This is a genomic window from Rugamonas sp. FW305-51 (genome assembly GCF_058786935.1).
Genome location: NZ_JBYSZG010000019.1, coordinates 54,531 through 71,515 on the forward strand (window position 1 = coordinate 54,531; position 16,985 = coordinate 71,515).

Annotated in this window: 13 protein-coding genes and 2 tRNA genes; 9 read left to right on the top strand and 6 right to left on the bottom strand. The window is 67.3% G+C overall.

Features of this window, described 5'->3' with window-relative positions; translation table 11 throughout:
• Positions 1 to 110 precede the first annotated feature (110 nt).
• Positions 111 to 1,568 carry a complex I 51 kDa subunit family protein gene (locus AC3WOS_RS14890; RefSeq protein ID WP_492716799.1) on the top strand — a complete coding sequence of 486 codons (1,458 nt, stop codon included), beginning with the start codon at positions 111 to 113 and terminating at the stop codon, positions 1,566 to 1,568.
• Positions 1,556 to 4,222, top strand: coding sequence for a formate dehydrogenase subunit alpha (fdhF, locus tag AC3WOS_RS14895; RefSeq protein ID WP_492716800.1), 2,667 nt, complete (start codon positions 1,556 to 1,558; stop codon positions 4,220 to 4,222). The genes AC3WOS_RS14890 and fdhF overlap by 13 nt, the downstream gene beginning before the upstream one ends.
• Positions 4,223 to 4,229: 7 nt before the next feature.
• Here the strand turns inward: fdhF and AC3WOS_RS14900 are convergent, their stop codons facing one another.
• From AC3WOS_RS14900 to AC3WOS_RS14910, 3 genes are all read right to left on the bottom strand, one after another.
• Complete coding sequence (locus AC3WOS_RS14900; RefSeq protein ID WP_492716801.1) at positions 4,230 to 4,556, bottom strand: BON domain-containing protein; 327 nt, start codon at positions 4,554 to 4,556, stop codon at positions 4,230 to 4,232.
• A gap of 136 nt (positions 4,557 to 4,692) precedes the next feature.
• Positions 4,693 to 6,246, bottom strand: a complete 1,554-nt coding sequence (locus tag AC3WOS_RS14905) for a phospholipase D family protein (protein ID WP_492716802.1) — start codon at positions 6,244 to 6,246, stop codon at positions 4,693 to 4,695.
• Positions 6,247 to 6,307: 61 nt separating this feature from the next.
• A complete protein-coding gene (locus tag AC3WOS_RS14910; RefSeq protein WP_492716803.1) occupies positions 6,308 to 7,102 on the bottom strand; it encodes a beta/gamma crystallin-related protein in 795 nt (264 codons plus the stop codon).
• A gap of 363 nt (positions 7,103 to 7,465) precedes the next feature.
• Between AC3WOS_RS14910 and AC3WOS_RS14915 the strand changes: the two genes are divergently transcribed.
• The 4 genes from AC3WOS_RS14915 (at position 7,466) to AC3WOS_RS14930 (ending at position 11,634) form a co-directional block, all read left to right on the top strand.
• Positions 7,466 to 8,209, top strand: coding sequence for a Crp/Fnr family transcriptional regulator (locus AC3WOS_RS14915; protein WP_492716804.1), 744 nt, complete (start codon positions 7,466 to 7,468; stop codon positions 8,207 to 8,209).
• Complete coding sequence (locus AC3WOS_RS14920; protein ID WP_492716805.1) at positions 8,196 to 10,298, top strand: PAS domain S-box protein; 2,103 nt, start codon at positions 8,196 to 8,198, stop codon at positions 10,296 to 10,298. The genes AC3WOS_RS14915 and AC3WOS_RS14920 overlap by 14 nt, the downstream gene beginning before the upstream one ends.
• Positions 10,291 to 11,157 carry a response regulator gene (locus AC3WOS_RS14925; RefSeq protein WP_492716806.1) on the top strand — a complete coding sequence of 289 codons (867 nt, stop codon included), beginning with the start codon at positions 10,291 to 10,293 and terminating at the stop codon, positions 11,155 to 11,157. Before AC3WOS_RS14920 ends, AC3WOS_RS14925 begins: the two co-directional genes overlap by 8 nt.
• Positions 11,158 to 11,244: 87 nt before the next feature.
• Positions 11,245 to 11,634 carry a cupin domain-containing protein gene (locus AC3WOS_RS14930; protein WP_492716807.1) on the top strand — a complete coding sequence of 130 codons (390 nt, stop codon included), beginning with the start codon at positions 11,245 to 11,247 and terminating at the stop codon, positions 11,632 to 11,634.
• Between the two features lie 747 nt (positions 11,635 to 12,381).
• Here AC3WOS_RS14930 and AC3WOS_RS14935 read toward each other — a convergent pair.
• The 3 genes from AC3WOS_RS14935 to AC3WOS_RS14945 form a co-directional block, all read right to left on the bottom strand.
• Positions 12,382 to 12,457, bottom strand: a tRNA-Gly gene (locus AC3WOS_RS14935).
• Between the two features lie 51 nt (positions 12,458 to 12,508).
• A tRNA-Gly gene (locus AC3WOS_RS14940) sits at positions 12,509 to 12,584 on the bottom strand.
• Between the two features lie 118 nt (positions 12,585 to 12,702).
• A complete protein-coding gene (locus tag AC3WOS_RS14945) occupies positions 12,703 to 12,930 on the bottom strand; it encodes a 2-hydroxymuconate tautomerase family protein (RefSeq protein ID WP_492716808.1) in 228 nt (75 codons plus the stop codon).
• A 158-nt stretch (positions 12,931 to 13,088) separates the two neighbouring features.
• Between AC3WOS_RS14945 and AC3WOS_RS14950 the strand changes: the two genes are divergently transcribed.
• The 3 genes from AC3WOS_RS14950 to AC3WOS_RS14960 all read left to right on the top strand — a co-directional run bounded on the left by AC3WOS_RS14950 (position 13,089) and on the right by AC3WOS_RS14960 (position 16,985).
• Positions 13,089 to 14,012, top strand: coding sequence for a LysR family transcriptional regulator (locus tag AC3WOS_RS14950; protein ID WP_492716809.1), 924 nt, complete (start codon positions 13,089 to 13,091; stop codon positions 14,010 to 14,012).
• 232 nt (positions 14,013 to 14,244) lie between these two features.
• A complete protein-coding gene (locus AC3WOS_RS14955) occupies positions 14,245 to 15,198 on the top strand; it encodes a cytochrome-c peroxidase (RefSeq protein WP_492716810.1) in 954 nt (317 codons plus the stop codon).
• Positions 15,198 to 16,985 (top strand): DAHL domain-containing protein, encoded by a 1,788-nt coding sequence (locus AC3WOS_RS14960; protein WP_492716811.1) that lies wholly within the window; start codon positions 15,198 to 15,200, stop codon positions 16,983 to 16,985. Before AC3WOS_RS14955 ends, AC3WOS_RS14960 begins: the two co-directional genes overlap by 1 nt.

The window sequence follows — 16,985 nt, forward strand, 5'->3', positions numbered from 1 at the left end:
CGGCCGGCCAGTCCTTGTCAATTACTTATTGTGAATAATTTGATCTGGATCAGTCAAATTGGCCGCTCAACCGCGTACGCTGGCAACATAGTCATACGACGGGGCCTCCCATGATACCCATCCATCGCGATCTGGCGGCGCACAGTTTCTACCACCTGGAACATGTGGCGTTGCAGGGCAAGGCCTGCCAGGGCCTGGCCTGCTTCCTGGCGCGCCAGGCCGATCCGGCCCGCTGGGCCCGGACGCAGCAGGACCCGGCGCCGTTGTTCTGCCTGGGCCAGTGCTACCAGGCCCCGGCCAGCCATGGCGACACCACGACGCCCTACTGCGAAGTGCACGCCGAGGAGACCGTATTGCTGGGCAACGTGCTGACCGGCGGCGTGCGTCACCTGGAACATTACCTGGCCGGCGGTGGCGGCGTGGGCCTGCGCCAGGCGCTCGCGTTGGGGCCGCAGGCCGTGCTGCAGGCGCTCGATGCATCGGGCCTGCGGGGACGGGGCGGCGCCGGCTACCCCACCGGCAGCAAATGGCGCAAGGTCGCGCAGCAGAGCGCACCGAAAAAATACGTCGTCGCCAATGCCGACGAGGGCGACCCCGGCGCCTTCAGCGACCGCATGCTGATGGAAGCCGATCCGTTCCGCCTGATCGAGGCCATGCTCATCGCCGGCCTGACGGTGGGCGCCGCGCACGGCATCATCTACCTGCGCAAGGAATACGACGCGGCCGCCGCCGTACTGCGCGACGCGCTGGTTCAGGCCTACGCGGCCGGCTGGCTGGGCCACGATGCCGGTGCCGGCCACGGCTTCGACCTGGAACTGGTGGTGGGCCACGGCAGCTACCTGTGCGGCGAGGAGACGGCCATGCTGAATGCGATCGAAGGCCGGCGGCCGGAAGCGCGGCTGCGCCCGCCCCAGATCACGGACCGTGGCCTGGAAGGCGTGCCCACCCTGGTCAACAACGTGGAAACCCTGTGCGCCATCCCGTGGATACTGCGGCACGGCGCGGCGCGCTACGCGGCGCTGGGCACGGCGGACAGTCCCGGCACCAAGTTGCTGTCGCTCAACTCCCTGTTCCGCCGCCCCGGCCTGTACGAAGTGGAGTTCGGCATTAGCCTGCGCACCATCGTGGAAATGCTGGGCCAGGGCGTGCGGCGCGGCCGGCTGACGGGTGTGATGGTGGGCGGCCCGCTGGCCGGCCTGCTGCCGCCGTCCCTGCTGGACACGCCGCTCGACTACGGCGCCATGGCGGCCGCCGGCGGCGCCGTGGGCCACGGCGGCGTGCTGGCCGTGACGGACGCCACCCCGATCGCGGCACTGCTGGCCCACGTGCTTCGCTTCGGAGCGCTGGAGTCGTGCGGCAAATGCACGCCCTGCCACCTGGGCAGCCCGGAACTGGCGCGCATGGCCGTGCAGGCCGTGGCGGGAACACGCGGCGATGGCCAACGCTGGCAGGCGCTGGTCGAAGCGCTGGCGGCCACCAGCCTGTGCGGCCACGGCCGCGGCCTGGCCGAGTTCGCGCAGTCCATCGCCCGCCACTATCCGGAGGAACTGGCATCATGCTTCATCTGACCATCGACGGCGTGCCCCACACGGCTGAACCGGGCAGTACGCTGCTGCAAGTGCTGCTGGCGGCGCGGCGCGACATTCCCCACCTGTGCCACGATGCGCGCATACAGCCGTCCGGCGCCTGCCGCATGTGCGTGGTGGAGATAGAGGGCGAGCCGCGGCCCGTGTCCAGCTGCACGGCCATCGTCACCGAAGGCATGGCCGTGCGCACGGCCACCCCGGCCATCGAGGCGCTGCGCCGCACCAATCTGTCGCTGCTGGCCGGGCGCTACCCGGCCGCCGCCGTGGCGGCGGAGCCGCAGCAGCCCTTCCACCGCCTGCTGGCCCGCTACGGCGTGGCGGCCGGCGATGCCCCATGGCAGGAACGCTACGCCGACGACAGCCATCCCTACCTGGGCGTGGCGATGGACCGCTGCATCTCCTGCAACCGCTGCGTGCGCATCTGCGACGAGCTGCAGGGCCAGTTCGTATGGCAGGTGTGGCAGCGCGGCGAACGCACCCACGTGGGCAGCGCGCTGGGTGGCACGCTGGCCGACAGCGGCTGCGTCTCCTGCGGCGCCTGCGCCGACAGCTGCCCCACCGGCGCCATCTTCGACAAGCGCGGCGCGCAACAGCCGGCCGAGCGCTGGACCCGCAGCACCTGCGTCTACTGCGGCGTGGGCTGCCAGATGGACGTGGGCAGCCGTAACGGCAAGGTGGTGGCCGTGCGCCCGGCCGAGCACCCCGTCAACCGCGGCCACCTGTGCGTCAAGGGCCGCTACGCGTTCGAGTACAACCACGCGCCGGACCGCGTCACCACGCCCATGCTGCGCGACGGCGACGCATGGCGCGCGGTCAGCTGGGACGAGGCGCTGGACCACACGGCGGCCGCCCTGCAGCGGATACGGGGCCGGCATGGCGCCAACGCCATCGGCGTGCTCGGCTCGGCCCGCGCCACCAACGAGGAAAACTACCTGGCGCAGAAATTCGCCCGCATGGTCATCGGCACCAACAACGTCGATTGCTGCGCCCGCGTGTGCCATACGCCGTCGGCCAAGGCGCTCAAGACCATGCTGGGCACGGGCGCGGCCACCAACGCCTTCGACGATATCGAACGGGCCAGCTGCTTCCTGCTGTGCGGCTGCAACCCGACCGAGAACCACCCCATCGTGGGCGCCCGCATCAAGCAGGCCGTGTTGCGGGGCGCGGCGCTGATCGTGGTCGATCCGCGCCGCACCGAACTGGCCCAGTACGCGCAGATCCACCTGGCCGTGCGGCCCGGCGCCAACGTCCTGCTGTTCAACGCCATGGCCGCCGCCATCATCGACGAGGGCCTGGTGGAGCGGGACTTCGTGGCGCGCCGGGTCGACGGCCTGGACGAGTTCAGCGCCTTCGCGCGCGCGTACGCGCCCGAAGCCGTCAGCGCGCAGTGCGGCGTGGCGGCGGCCGACATCCGCGCGGCGGCCCGGCTGTATGCCACCAGCGCACCGGCCATGTGCTTCCACGGCCTGGGCATGACGGAACACACGCAGGGCACGGAAGGCGTGATGACGCTGATTAACCTGGCCCTGTTGACGGGCAACCTGGGTCGCCCCGGCAGCGGCATCAATCCGCTGCGGGGCCAGAACAACGTGCAGGGATCGGCGCAGATGGGGTGCGACCCCGGCACGCTGACCGGCTCGCAGCCGATCGCGCAGGCCCGCGCCCGCTTTGAGGCCGTGTGGGGCGGCGCCCTGCCCGACACCGACGGCCTGGACCTGATGCAGATGTTCGATGGCGCCGCCGGTGGCAGCGTCAAGGCGCTGTGGGCCTTCGGCTACGACGTCTACCTGTCGCTGGCCAACCAGCACGCCAGCGAGCACGCCATGCGCCAGCTCGACTGCGTGATCGTGCAGGACCTGTTCCTCAACGAGACAGCGCGCGCCTACGGCACCGTGTTCTTCCCAGCCGCCAGCGTGTTCGAGCGCGACGGCACCTTCATGAACTCGGACCGGCGCGTGCAGCGCGTGCGGCAAGCCGTGCCGCCGCCCGGCGACGCGCGCCCGGACTGGTGGATCATCCAGCAACTGGCGCAGCGCATGGGCCACGTACGCGGCTTCAACTTCGATGGGCCCGAGGCGATCTGGAATGAAGTGCGGGCCGTGTGGCCGGCCGGCGCCGGCCTCAGTTACCGGCGGCTGGAAACGGAAAGCCTGCAATGGCCCTGCCCCCAGCGCGACGACGACGCCCATCCCGGCACGCCCATCCTGCATGGCGACAGCTTTGCCGGCGCCACCCGCGCGCGGCTGGCGCAGATTGCCTACGTGGCCACGCCGGAACAGTGCGACGATGCGTATCCTTTCGTGCTGGTGACGGGGCGCGGCCTGTATCACTTCAACGCCGGCACCATGACCTACCGCGGCGGCAACGCGCAACTGCAGGCCAGCGACCTGCTCGACATGGCGCCGGCCGACGCGGCCCGCCTGGGCCTGGCCGACGGCGCCCGCGTGCGCGTGCGCAGCCGCTACGGCGAGGTGGAACTGCCGTTACGGCTCAGCCCAAGCATGAAGCCGGGCCAGCTGTTTACCACCTTCCACCGGCCCGACCTGCATGTCAACCGGCTCACTTCGCCGCACCGGGACCGGCTGGCCCACACACCCGAGTACAAGGTGACGGCCGTACACGTGGCACCGGCATAGCGACGGTTCAGTCGTCCTGCCGGATGCGCAGGTCATTGCGGACCGACGTCACGCCCTCGGTGCCGCGCGCGATGGCAGCCGCCTTGTCCTTCTGTTCCGGGCTGCGCACGCTGCCGCTCAGCACGACCACGCCGTGGCGGTCGGTATCGACCTTGATGTGGGTCAGGGTGCCCATTTTGTCGTCGGCCAGCAGGGCTTTTACTTTGACCGTGATGGCGGAATCCTTGACGAAGGTCAGGGGATGCTTGCGGTCCGTGTCGCCTTCGCCCGCGTGCGCGACGAACGGCGCCAGCAAGGTGCCGCACACGAGGAGGATGGAAGTGAGGGTTTTCATGGTGTTTCCTTTTCTTGATATCGTTTTAGAAAATCAATCATGTTCCTCGCGGCAAGCGAAGTCCGTTCGGTGGCACACACAGGCCCGGCGCGCCTGGCCACTGCGAGCGGCGCCCTGGCGCGCGGCGGCCCGCGCCTCACAACTCGTCGTCGAGCGGCAGCAGCGACAGCAAATGAACCATGTTCCTTTGCCAGCGGCTGCGCGCCGGCTCGACGTCGTAAGTGACCGCCTGGCCGCCCTCGCGCGTGCGCCACGACAGCGTCGCCGGGCCGGAACTGCCCTGGCGCAGCGCCAGCGCATAGGCATTCTCGGGCTGGACCATGGCGTCGAAACGGGCGGCGATTTGCCCGGCCAGCGCCGGACTGTCGATCAGCAGGCCGATTTCCGTATTCAAGTGCATCGAGCGCTGATCGAAGTTCATCGAGCCGATAAAGACCTTCTGGCGATCGAACACAAATAACTTCGCGTGCAGCGAATAATTGCCAAAGCGCGAGATGGCCCTGGTCTGCCCGCTGCCGGCCACATTGCCCAGCAGCGAGCGTATTTCATACAGTTCCACGCCCAGCGCGAGCAAGCCGACGCGGTAGTGCATATAGCCGGACTGGGCCAGCAGGACGCTGGCCGCTTCCAGTGAGCTGGTCAATATTCTCACCCGGACCTGGCGCGCCCGCAGCGCCTGGAACAGGCGCATGCCTTCCTGTCCCGGGATCAGATAGGGGGTAATCATCAGCAGCTCGTCCTGCACGGCGGCGCTGGCCGCGGCGACGGAGCGATGCATCAGCCTGCCGACCATGAGACCCCGCTCCACGTCGTGCTTGTCCGGACTGTCGCACACCAGCTGCGCATGGGCCCAGATCAGCGGCGTGCGTCCCGCGACGATGCCGGCCAGCGGCTCGCTGCTGGCGATGCGCATCACATAGCCGACCGATTGGTCCTCGCGCGTCTGCCGGTGCTGCTGCAGCTGGCGCCGATGCGCACCCAGCTCGGCATGGCTGGTCTTGCCGCCGGCCAGCGCCTCCATGGGGATGGCCAGCGGGCTGGCCCAATATTCGTCGAAGCTGGCCGACAGCTGGCCGGCGATGGGGCCGGCCGAAAACATGTCGTCGTCGGCGAACTGCCCATCGGGATCGACCTGGAAATACTGGTCGCCGATATTCCTGCCGCCGATCAGGGCGATGGCGTTATCGACCACCAGCAGCTTGTTATGCATGCGGAAATCGAGGCGCCGGAAATCGAGCAGGAATTCGGCGGCCCGCAAGGCCGTGACATGGCCGCGGTAGCGGAACGGGTTGAACACGCGCAGCTGTATCTGCGGATGCGATTCAAGCATCCTGAGCTGCTCGTCGCCGGCCACGGTCTCGCCATCGTCGACCAGGATACGTACCCGCACCCCGCGGTCGGCGGCCAGCAGCACGGCGCCCGTCAGCAGCTGCCCCGTCTCGTCGCCCCGGAAAATGAAGTATTGCAGGTCGATGGTCTGTGTGGCCGCATGGATCATCTGCATCCGCATCAGGAAGCCGTCCACGCCCACCGACAGCAGGCGGAAACCGGAGCTGCCGGGATGGAGCGCCGCCGCGGCCGCGAATTGGCGGCCCAGCGGCGTATCCTCCGGATGGGGCAGCGCCACCGAGGCGGTCCTTGGAAATGCCGCGCCGGGCGGCAGCGACGCGCAGCCAGCGCACAACAGCATCGTCAGGCCAAGCAAGACGCAAACGCGGCGCAAGCTTTCCATACTCCTCCCGGCCTAAGCCTTACATGCGCGGCAAACCGTCGCGGTTGACGGGAATGGTGGCCCCCGGCGCGGACGCCAGCTGCACCTGGTGCTCGACACCCCGGAACACGTACACCACATCCCAGTACTGGGGCGTGGTGCTGGCCGTGCTTTCACAGCGCCGCACGTCCCGGCCACTGGTGCCGCCGTTGCCCAGGTTCGATCCGAGCGCCGCACCGGCCAGGGCGCCGCCGGCCGTGGCCACATCGCGCCCCGTACCGCCGCCGACCTGGTGCCCCAGCACGCCGCCGATCAGGGCGCCGGCAATCGCGCCGCCGACGTTGCTGCGATTGTCCTGCACTTGCTCGCGCTCGATCCAGCAGCGCTGTTCGGGTGGGCCGACGACGGCATGCACCGACATCACCTGGGCCTCGTACAGCCGCTCGCCGGGCCGCTGGCGATATTGGTAGTCGGGCTGCGCCAGCGGCGGCGGCGCCTCGTTCTCGTAATGCCGGCGCCGCCCGACCGGGCGCAGCGACGAGATGCGGTCATTCATGCCCATGCCGCGCAGCGTTTCGTAGCTGCCCCGGCGCAGGATCATGCAACGTCCCTGGAAATCGACGTCGTCGCATACCTCCCAGCGGCCGTCGTCGACGATAACGGAGGAGGCGCGGTCATTGAAGCCGATGCGCCCCAGGTCAGGCACCGGGCCGCGGACGGCGTAGGCACGGCCACGCCAGCCATCGTCCTGGTACAGCGTAATCTGCTGGGCCAGCACAGACGCGGCAGGCAACAGCATTGTGGCCGCCAGCGCGGCCTGCATGATGAGTTTCATGGCGAGCTCCATTCTGTGTCGTGTTGCACACCGGGACGCACCCACGCGCGGCAGCCGGACATGCACGTCAACAATGGACCCGATACGCGGGCGGATCTGTTCGGTAAAGCACACATGGTTCAGCACCGGCAAAGCGGCACTCGGGGCCAATACGTGGTAAGGTAGGTCAACGGCCCAGAACTGAAACGTCCATTCCCACCCGCCTTGCGGCCTAGCATCGCCCCAATCCGCTTCGACACCCGGCGCCCGGCGCGCCGTACTTTCATCTCTCCCGTTGGACAGGCCGCCGCGCCCGGCCCGCCAGCTCTTCCGCGCCCCCAGGCGCGGCCCCGCCGCACGCACCAACCGGATCGGAACCTGACCATGCCCTGCCCGCACGACCCGAAACAGAATCATCTGCTGGCCGCCCTGCAGGACAGCGAATACGCGCGCCTGGCGCCCCATCTGGAACTGGTGCCCATGCTGCTGGGCCAGCTGCTGTGCGGCTCGGGCGATACCCTGGCCTACGTCTATTTCCCCACCAGCGCCATCGTCTCGGTGCAATACCTGCTCGACGACGGCGGCTCGGCCGAAATTGCCGGCGTGGGCAACGAGGGCGTGTTCGGCGTGTCGCTCTTCATGGGCGGCAACAGCACGCCCAGCCGGGGCGTGGTGCAAACGGGCGGCCACGGTTATCGGCTGCGTCCGCAACTGCTGATGGACGAATTCAACCGCAACGGCCCCGCCATGCGTTTGCTGCTGCGCTACACCCAGGCACTGCTGACCCATATGTCGCAGACGGCCGTGTGCAACCGCCATCACACGGTGGAACAGCAAATGTGCCGCTTCCTGCTGCTCACGCTGGACCGCCTGCCCGGCGCGGAACTGACCATGACCCAGGAACTGATCTCCCACATGCTGGGCGTGCGGCGCGAGAGCGTGTCGGAGGCGGCCGGACGGCTGCAGGCCGAAGGCTTCATTTCGCACCGGCGCGGCCATATCACGGTGCTGGACCGGGCCGGACTCGAAGGCCACGTGTGCGAATGCTACGCCGTCGTCAAGAAGGAATTCGCCCGTCTGCTGTCGGACACCCACCACACCCAGGAGCTGCAACATGCGCAACATTAATCCGGCCTCATGGTTGCATGCCCTGCGGCGCAGGATAGGCGGCCGGCCGCCCCTGCTCAAGACGGGCGCCCTGCAGGAGGCCATCTTCAACAGCCCCAATTTTTCCAGCATCGCCACCGATGGCCAGGGTGTGATCCAGATCTTCAACGTCGGCGCCGAACGGATGCTCGGCTATGCCGCCGCCGACGTGGTCGACAAGCTGACGCCGGCCGACATCTCCGATCCGGAGCAACTGATTGCCCGCGCCCTGGCCCTGAGCGACGAGTTCAAGGTCCGCATCGAACCGGGCTTCGAGGCGCTCGTGTGCAAGGCGCGGCGCGGGGTGGAAGACATCTATGAGCAGACCTACATCCGCAAGGATGGCAGCCGTTTTCCCGCCATGGTCTCGGTGACGGCGCTGCGCGACGGCGAAGGCAGCCTGATCGGCTACCTGCTGATCGGCACCGACAATACCGAACGCAAGCGCGTCGAGACGGAACAGGCCCAGCTCGACCAGCGCCTGCGCGACCAGCAGTTCTATACCCGCTCGCTGATCGAATCGAACATCGACGCCCTGATCACCACCGACCCGCGCGGCATCATCAGCGACGTCAACCAGCAGATGGAGGCGCTGACGGGCTGCACGCGCGACGAGCTGATCGGCGCCCCGTTCAAGAACTGTTTCACCGACCCGGCGCTGGCCCAGTCGGCCATCGTGCGCGTGCTGCGCGAGGGCAAGGTGACCAATTTCGAACTGACGGCCCGCGCCCACGACGGCAAGCAAACCGTGGTGTCCTACAACGCCACCACCCTGCACGACCGCGACCGCAAGCTGCAAGGGGTGTTCGCGGCGGCGCGCGACATCACCGAGCGCAAGCAGTTCGAACAGGCGCTGCAGGACAAGAACGTGGAACTGGAACGCACCCAGGCGGTGGCGGAAAAGGCCAGCCGCGCCAAGTCGGAATTCCTGTCGAGCATGAGCCACGAGTTGCGCACCCCGCTTAACGCCGTGCTCGGCTTTGCCCAGGTGCTGGCCACGGAGCAGCCGCCGCCCACGCCCCAGCAGGCCCAGGCGATCGAGCAGATCCTCAATGGCGGCTGGTATCTGCTGCGCCTGATCAATGAAATCCTGGACCTGGCGGCCATCGAATCGGGCAAGCTCAGCATGTCGATGGAACCGCTGCTGCTGGCCGAGGTGATGGAGGACTGCGCAACGCTGATCGCGCCGCAGGCCTTGCTGCGGGGCATACAGCTGCGCTTCCCCGGCGCCGAGCCGGGCCACGCGATCCGCGGCGACCGCACCCGCGTCAAGCAGGTCATGATCAATCTGCTGTCGAACGCGATCAAGTACAACCGGCCCGGCGGCGCCATCGTGATCCGCGCCGTAAACGACGGCCATGGCTTCGTGCGCATCACGGTGCAAGACACCGGCGTCGGCCTGTCGGCCGAGCAGATGGACCACCTGTTCCAGCCGTTTAACCGGCTGGGCCAGGAGGCCGGCAGCGAGGAAGGCACCGGCATCGGCCTGGTGGTGACGCGCCAGCTGGTCGAACTGATGGGGGGCACGATGGGCGTGGACAGCACGGTGGGCGTGGGCAGCGCGTTCTGGGTCGAATTTGCGGCGTCGGATCATGCGCCCATGACCAATGCGCCGGACGCCGGCCCGGCCGACGTTGCCGGCGCGGCGCCGGAATATACCGATCCCGAGCAGCGCACGGTGCTCTATTTCGAAGACAATCCGGCCAATCTGGCGCTGGTCGAACGCTTGCTGGGGCGGCGCAGCGACGTGCGCCTGCTGGTGGCGGTGGACGCCCAGATCGGCCTGCAACTGGCGCGCTACTGGCTGCCGGACGTGATCCTGATGGACATCAACCTGCCCGGCATCACCGGCTACGAGGTGCTGGCCCTGCTGCGCGCCGACCCGGCCATGGCCGCCATCCCCGTCATTGCCGTCTCGGCCAACGCCATGCCACGCGATATCGCCAAGGGCATGGAGGCAGGCTTTCACCGTTACTTAACCAAACCGATCCAGGTGGTCGAATTCATGGAAGCGATCGACGAAGCACTGTGCAGTGCGGTCGCAGAGGAAGAACAAAATGCTGATGAGTGAAATTCTGGAAGCCAAGATCCTGATTGCCGACGACCAGCCGGCCAACGTACTGCTGCTCGAACGCATCCTGGCCGACAAGGGTTACACCCGCGTGTCATCCACCACCGATTCGTCGGCCGTCTGCGCGCTGCACGAAGCGCAGCGCTACGACCTGATCCTGCTGGACCTGCAAATGCCGGCCCCCAATGGCTTTGCGGTGATGGAACAGATCCGCGCCATCGAAGGCGACGGCTATCTGCCGGTATTGGTGATCACGGCGCAGCCGGACCAGAAACTGCGGGCGCTGCAGGCCGGCGCCCGCGACTTCATCGGCAAGCCGTTCGACCTGGCCGAGGTGCACACGCGCATCCGCAATATGCTGGAGGTCAGGCTGCTGTATCGCAAGCTCGACCTGTACAGCCACGAACTCGAGCAGGTGGTGCTGGAACGCACGGCCCAGCTGCGCGCCAGCGAGGCGCGCTACCGGGCCCTGACGGAACTGGCCTCGGACTGGTACTGGGAACAGGACCAGGAAGGCATGTTCACCAAGACCTCGGGGCCGGTATTCGAGATGCTGGGGATCGACCCCGTCACCCGCCAGCCCAGCGAGGATGGCGCGGCGCAACCGCGATGGGACCCGCAGGAACGGGCGCGGCTGGCCGCCAACATCGCCGGCCGCCAGCCCTTCCTCGATTTCGTGTACCGGCGCGCGCGCGACGACGGCAGCATCCAGTATCTGCAAGTGAGCGGCGAGCCCATGTTCGATGCGGCCAGCCGCTTCATCGGCTACCGCGGGATAGGGCTGGACGTGACGGCGCGCATGACGCCCCCGCCGGCCCAGCTGCCCGATGCGGAGCCGGTTCCGGTCATAACGCGCTGACGGCGGGCAGCGCGCGTGGCGCGGGAACTGCGGCGGAAACGGGAGTAGACTTTCCGTTCAGCCGCCCTTCCGGCCCGGGAGACCATCATGGCAAACGCTAGCGCATCGGACACCCTCACCTGTCAGCGGCTATATGCCGACGAGGCAGGCATATCCCATTTCGCACCACTGAGCATCGACGTCCATCCCCGCCCGTTCGCGCCGCCGGCCGCGCCGTTCAGCGTGTCGGAACTGGAACCGGCGACGCGCCACGGCTTCCTGCACCTGCCGGCGGGATGGGTGGGCGAACTGCACCCGTCGCCCATCCGCATGTGGATCGTCGTGCTGTCCGGCGAGATGGAGTTCGAAGCGGGCGACGGCGCCACCCAACATATCGTGCCCGGCAGCGCCCTGCGGCTGGAGGATACGCGCGGCGCCGGCCATTGCAGCCGCGTTGTCGGCGACGTGCCGGCGGTGCTGTTTGCGGTGCATGTCTAGCCCGCATCGACGCTTCAGGCATGGAGCCGGCCGCTGGCCATCACCGCCGCCTGGCCGCCGATTGGCACGACAAGCGCATCACCGCTGCGCCGCCACGATGCATGCACTGCACCATCGCGGCCGATCTCGCCACGGCCCCGGTGACGATTGGCGGGTTGAACTCAACGTAGCCCGGGCATTGTGAACAACTTCTGTGGATAAGGTTGTTAACAAGCCAGATACACCAGCGCCAAACATTTGATTTATAAAGAAAAAAGGCAATCCGCCCAAATTATAGGCAACGCATCGTTTGGGGTAACGTGATTTTGTCCCCGGTTGCCATCACTGTGGACAGGCTTCTCGACGCTGGATGAGGAGGAGGCGGTCCTTATCTTCGGCTCGGTGGTGCTCCCGGAGAGGCGTTTTATAAACGCGGCGAATCCCCGCGAGGGACCGCTGCAACGCGCTATCGCGTACTAAAATAGCCGTTGCGGCAACACTAAAATCCGCTAAACGGCTATATAGTTTTAGAGGCGTCCCGTGTGTTTTAGTTCTGCGATTTTCCACTAATCAGAGTGAAATCGTGGCGGCCATAGTGGTCTATTACGCAATCGCGCATTTTAGTAAAACCGAAAAAAAAGAAGACAGCCCCCCTGTGTCCTGCGACCTTGCGACTATCGGAAGCGGCGCGGAAGTGCCTGGAATTCACGCAAATTCGTGAAGAACTATAAAAAAGGGAAGCCACATGGCTTCCCTTTTTTCGTATTCTGGAGCGGGAGAAGAGTCTCGAACTCTCGACCTCAACCTTGGCAAGGTTGCGCTCTACCAACTGAGCTACTCCCGCATAGGAGTTGTTACTGTGTCCACCGCGTGCTGCCATCTGCCCTGAAGCGTATGGAGCGGGAGAAGAGTCTCGAACTCTCGACCTCAACCTTGGCAAGGTTGCGCTCTACCAACTGAGCTACTCCCGCGTGGAGGCAGAACTATAGCAAGGGGCGACTGTATTTTCAAGTGCAAGTTATCGGTTTCGACAAAATTTCCCTGCAAAAGTGCCGCGCTCCCCGCCTCCTTGCTCCCCGATGGCGCAGTTCAGCTACCGGCCGTCTGGCGTGCCGCCGCTTCGCGCTGGCGCAGGGTGGTGACGTTCTCGCGCGCCACGCCCCAGTTGTCCGTCTCCACCTCGTCGATGATGACGAAGGTGGTGGCCGGGTTCTTGTTCAGCACCCGGACCAGCAGGTCGGTGGCGCCTTCGATCAGCTGCAGTTTCTGTTCAGGGGTGACGCCCTCGCGGGTGACGCGGATATTGACGTACGGCATGGTTTATCTCCGATCGATAGTAGTTAAGCCTGGAAAAGTGGAACCGCCCATCAGCGGCCCCATCGGTATCGACTATACTTTTGACTCAGACACTGATAAACGGGGTCTCCCGCAAATCAGTTGATACACGGTGTAATCAATAGGGACGTGGCCTGGGCATGAAACGCAACTTCGACAACATCATGGTGGGCAGCATCGAGCTGTTTTGCCTGGCAGCGGAACAGGGCAGCTTTACGGGCGCGGCCAATGCCGCCGGGGTCACGCCGGCGGCCGTCAGCCGGTCCGTGTCGCGGCTGGAAGAGCGGATGGGGGTACGCCTGTTCGTGCGCACCACGCGCCAGATCCGCCTGACCGACGCGGGCCGCCTCTATTTCGAACAGTGCCGGCAGGCGCTGGGCCAGCTGATCGACGCGGAGCGGGAAATCACGGGCGGCCAGCGCACCCCGTCCGGCCTGCTGCGCATCAGCATGCCCACGCCGTATGCCCACTACCGCGTGCTGCCGCTGCTGCCGGCGTTCCGCGCCCGCTATCCGCAGGTGCAGGTGGAAGTCCATGTCAGCAACCGCAACATCGATTTCGCCGAGGAAGGCTACGACCTGGCGATACGGGGCCGCCTGCCGCCCGATTCCAGCCTCGTGGCGCGCAAGCTGGAGGATGCGGAACTGGTGCTGGTGGCCACGCCGGCCTACCTCAAGCGGGCCGGCGCGCCGCTGGCGCTGGACGATCTGCAGCGCCACGAATGCCTGCAATTCGAGCTGCCGAGCACCGGACGGCGCATCCCGTGGACCTTTCACGACGCGGGCGGGGAAGTCATCGACATCGCCACGCCGGGCGGTTACTGCTGCGCCGACGACGTGCTGGGCATCGCCACGCTGGCCCGCAACAGCGCGGGGCTGGTGCAGACCTACCGCTTCATCGTCGAACAGGACCTGGCGCGCGGCGAGCTGGTGGAACTGCTGCCGCAACACGGCGGCACGTCACGCCCCTTCATCCTGCTCTATCCCCACGCGCGCCACATGTCGCTGAAGGTGCGCACCTTCGTCGACTTCCTGGCCGGCCAATGCCAGGCGCAACGGCACTAGCCCGGATGGCACATGCGTCGAGGTCGGCGGCCAGATCGCGCCATACAACGCTTGCCGGACCGCGCGATCAGCGCACTTGACCCACGCTCCCACTCTTGCTGTAGAATCAAACGGTCGTCGCCATGCCAGGCCGTCGCCGTTTTGCGGGGCGGTTCGATCCCGACGAAAGCGCCACGCCGTGGAGACGGCATATTCTACTAAGATGCCCTGCAAGGGCAAGCCGGGAGGGACGATGACGCTGCATCGCGCACTGTTCGCCGTCGTGCTCGGTGGGGCCGTCGCCATCATGGCGCGCGCCGCGCCGCTCGACGAACCCATCAAGCCCGTGCCCCAGACATGGAAGGTCGATCCGGCCCGCGCCGCGCTAGGGCGCCAGCTGTTTGGCGACCGCCGGCTGTCGGCCAACGGCCGCACGTCTTGCGCCAGCTGCCATGACCTGGCCAGGGGCGGGGCCGACGGCCAGGCGCGCTCGGCCGGCTTTGGCGGCCAATTCACCAGCGTCAACGCGCCGACCGTGTTAAACGCCGCCCTCAACTTCAAGCAATTCTGGAACGGACGCGCCGATACGCTAGAGGCCCAGATCGGCCAGGTGGTCGTCAATCCGGTGGAAATGGGCGCCCGCTGGCCCGACGTGCTGGCTTGGGTGGCGCGCGACCGGCCCTATCATGACGCCTTCGCGGCGGCCTACCGCGACGGCGTCACGCGCGCCAATATCGAGGATGCGATCGCCAGTTACGAGCGCACGCTGCTGACGCCGAACGCGCGCTTCGACCGCTACCTGCGCGGCGAGTCTGGCGCGATCACGGAACGCGAAAAGCTGGGCTATGCGAAATTCAAGCGCTACGGCTGCATCGCCTGCCACCAGGGTGTCAACGTGGGCGGCAACATGTTCCAGAAATTCGGCGTCATGGGGGACTACTTCGGCCAACGCGGCAAGCCGACCGAAGCCGACCTGGGCCGCTTCCTGGTCACCGGCCAGGCGGACGACCGCCACGTGTTCAAGGTGCCCGGCCTGCGCAACGTGGCGCTGACGGCACCCTACTTCCACGACGCCTCGGCCAAGACGCTCGACGAGGCGGTCGACGTCATGTTCCGCTTTCAGCTGGGGCGGGTCGCCACGCGCCAGGACAAGGAGGACATCGTGCAATTTCTCAACACGCTGACCGGCGTGCCGGGCCCGCCCTGATGGCCGGCCCGCGCCGCATGTGGCTGGCCACGTCGGCCTGCGCGCTGCTGCTGCTGGCCGCGCTGGTGTTGCTGTACGCGCGCAGCCGCGAGTTCGACACGGCCGATTATTTCGAACATGTGGCGCTGCTGCGCCAGTTCAAGCAGCTCGATGCGGGCTGGGAACGCGACGCGCTGCGCTCCCGGGTCGGCATCAACAATAATTACGACCCGCTCAACTCACCGCTACTGGACCACGCTGCCGTCCGGCGCCAGCTCGACACGGTGAGCGGCTCCCGCGACGGCGACGACGCGCGGGCGCTGCGCGCCGCCGTGGCCGCCTTCGAGGCCACGCTCGACGCCAAGGCGGCGCTGATCGAACAATTCAAATCGCATAACGCGGTGCTGCGCAATTCGATGACTTTCCTGCCCAGCGCGGCGCAGGAGATCCTGTCCGCGCCGGGCGCCGCCACGCTTGAACCGCGCGTCAACGGCATCCTGCTGGCCTGCCTGCTGTATGAACGGGCCGCTTCCGCCGAACAGGCCGGCCAGATCGCGGCCCAGCTTGACGCGCTCGAGCATGCCGGCCTGCGGCGCGCGCCCGCGCTGTCCGCGCCCATCGCCATTTTCTCCGCCCATGCCCGTACCGCGTTGCGCGAACAGGGGCGGGTGGACGCCCTGCTCGCCGCCATCGCCGCCGCCCCGACCGGCCAGCGCCTTGACGCCCTAGACCGTCTGCTCAGCGAGCAACAGCGGCGCCGCTACACCCAGGCCCAGCTGTACCGCCAGTTCCTGTTGCTGTTCGCCGCCGCCTTGCTGGTGCTGTTGCTGGGCATGGCGGCGCGCCTGATCCACAACCACGCCCTGATCCAGCGCGTCAACGCCGCGCTGCGCCAGGCGAACGACCAGCTGGAGCAGCGGGTCGAGCAACGTACCGCCCAGTTGCGCAGCGCCCAGGCCGAGCTGCTGGGCGCGGCGCGGCGCGCCGGCATGGCCGAGATCGCCACCAATGTGCTGCACAACGTGGGCAATGTGCTCAACAGCGTAACGGTCTCGGCCGGCCTGCTGGGCGCCCAGGTGCGTGCCTCGCGGCTGGCTGGACTGGACAAGGCGGCCGCCCTGCTGGCAGACCAGAGCGGCGAGCTGGGCCGATTTCTCAGCGCCGACCCCAAGGGCCGCCTGCTGCCCGGCTATCTGGCCCGGCTGGCCGAGGCCGGGGCCGAGGAGCGCCGCGCGCTGGAGGCGGAACTGGGACGGCTGTGCGCCAGCGTCGAACACATCAAGGAAATCGTCGCCACCCAGCAAGCCTATGCCGGCCCGGCCAGCGTGGTGGAGGCGGTCCGGGTGGGCGAACTGCTCGAGGAGGCCATGCGCATGAGCGCGGCCACGCCGGGCGGCCACGCGGTGGAGATGGTCACGGAATTGAGCCCGCTGCCGCCGGCCCTACTCGACAAACACCAGGTGTTGCAGATCCTGCTCAACCTGATCAACAACGCCAGCCAGGCGTTGCAGGCCATGCAGGGCCGTCCGGGCCGCATCGTGCTGCGCCTGCTGCGGCCGCGCGCCGACACGGTACGCATCGAGGTGGCCGACAATGGCGAGGGCATCGCGGCCGCCAACCTCGAGCGCATCTTCGCCCATGGCTACACCACGCGCGAACGGGGCCACGGTTTCGGCCTGCATAGCTGCGTGCTGGCCAGCCAGGGCATGGGCGGCAGCCTGCGCGCGCACAGCGACGGCCCCGGCCAGGGCGCCACGTTCACGCTGGAATTGCCCTTCATCAGCGCCGGCGCCGAGGCGCCGGCATGA

What these genes read in the sequence shown, in the direction of transcription:
- AC3WOS_RS14890 (WP_492716799.1), top strand. Translation starts at nt 111, where the DNA reads ATGATACCCATCCATCGCGATCTGGCGGCGCACAGTTTCTACCACCTG.
- fdhF (WP_492716800.1), top strand. Translation starts at nt 1,556, where the DNA reads ATGCTTCATCTGACCATCGACGGCGTGCCCCACACGGCTGAACCGGGC.
- AC3WOS_RS14900 (WP_492716801.1), bottom strand. Translation starts at nt 4,556, where the DNA reads ATGAAAACCCTCACTTCCATCCTCCTCGTGTGCGGCACCTTGCTGGCG.
- AC3WOS_RS14905 (WP_492716802.1), bottom strand. Translation starts at nt 6,246, where the DNA reads ATGCTGTTGTGCGCTGGCTGCGCGTCGCTGCCGCCCGGCGCGGCATTT.
- AC3WOS_RS14910 (WP_492716803.1), bottom strand. Translation starts at nt 7,102, where the DNA reads ATGAAACTCATCATGCAGGCCGCGCTGGCGGCCACAATGCTGTTGCCT.
- AC3WOS_RS14915 (WP_492716804.1), top strand. Translation starts at nt 7,466, where the DNA reads ATGCCCTGCCCGCACGACCCGAAACAGAATCATCTGCTGGCCGCCCTG.
- AC3WOS_RS14920 (WP_492716805.1), top strand. Translation starts at nt 8,196, where the DNA reads ATGCGCAACATTAATCCGGCCTCATGGTTGCATGCCCTGCGGCGCAGG.
- AC3WOS_RS14925 (WP_492716806.1), top strand. Translation starts at nt 10,291, where the DNA reads ATGAGTGAAATTCTGGAAGCCAAGATCCTGATTGCCGACGACCAGCCG.
- AC3WOS_RS14930 (WP_492716807.1), top strand. Translation starts at nt 11,245, where the DNA reads ATGGCAAACGCTAGCGCATCGGACACCCTCACCTGTCAGCGGCTATAT.
- AC3WOS_RS14945 (WP_492716808.1), bottom strand. Translation starts at nt 12,930, where the DNA reads ATGCCGTACGTCAATATCCGCGTCACCCGCGAGGGCGTCACCCCTGAA.
- AC3WOS_RS14950 (WP_492716809.1), top strand. Translation starts at nt 13,089, where the DNA reads ATGAAACGCAACTTCGACAACATCATGGTGGGCAGCATCGAGCTGTTT.
- AC3WOS_RS14955 (WP_492716810.1), top strand. Translation starts at nt 14,245, where the DNA reads ATGACGCTGCATCGCGCACTGTTCGCCGTCGTGCTCGGTGGGGCCGTC.
- AC3WOS_RS14960 (WP_492716811.1), top strand. Translation starts at nt 15,198, where the DNA reads ATGGCCGGCCCGCGCCGCATGTGGCTGGCCACGTCGGCCTGCGCGCTG.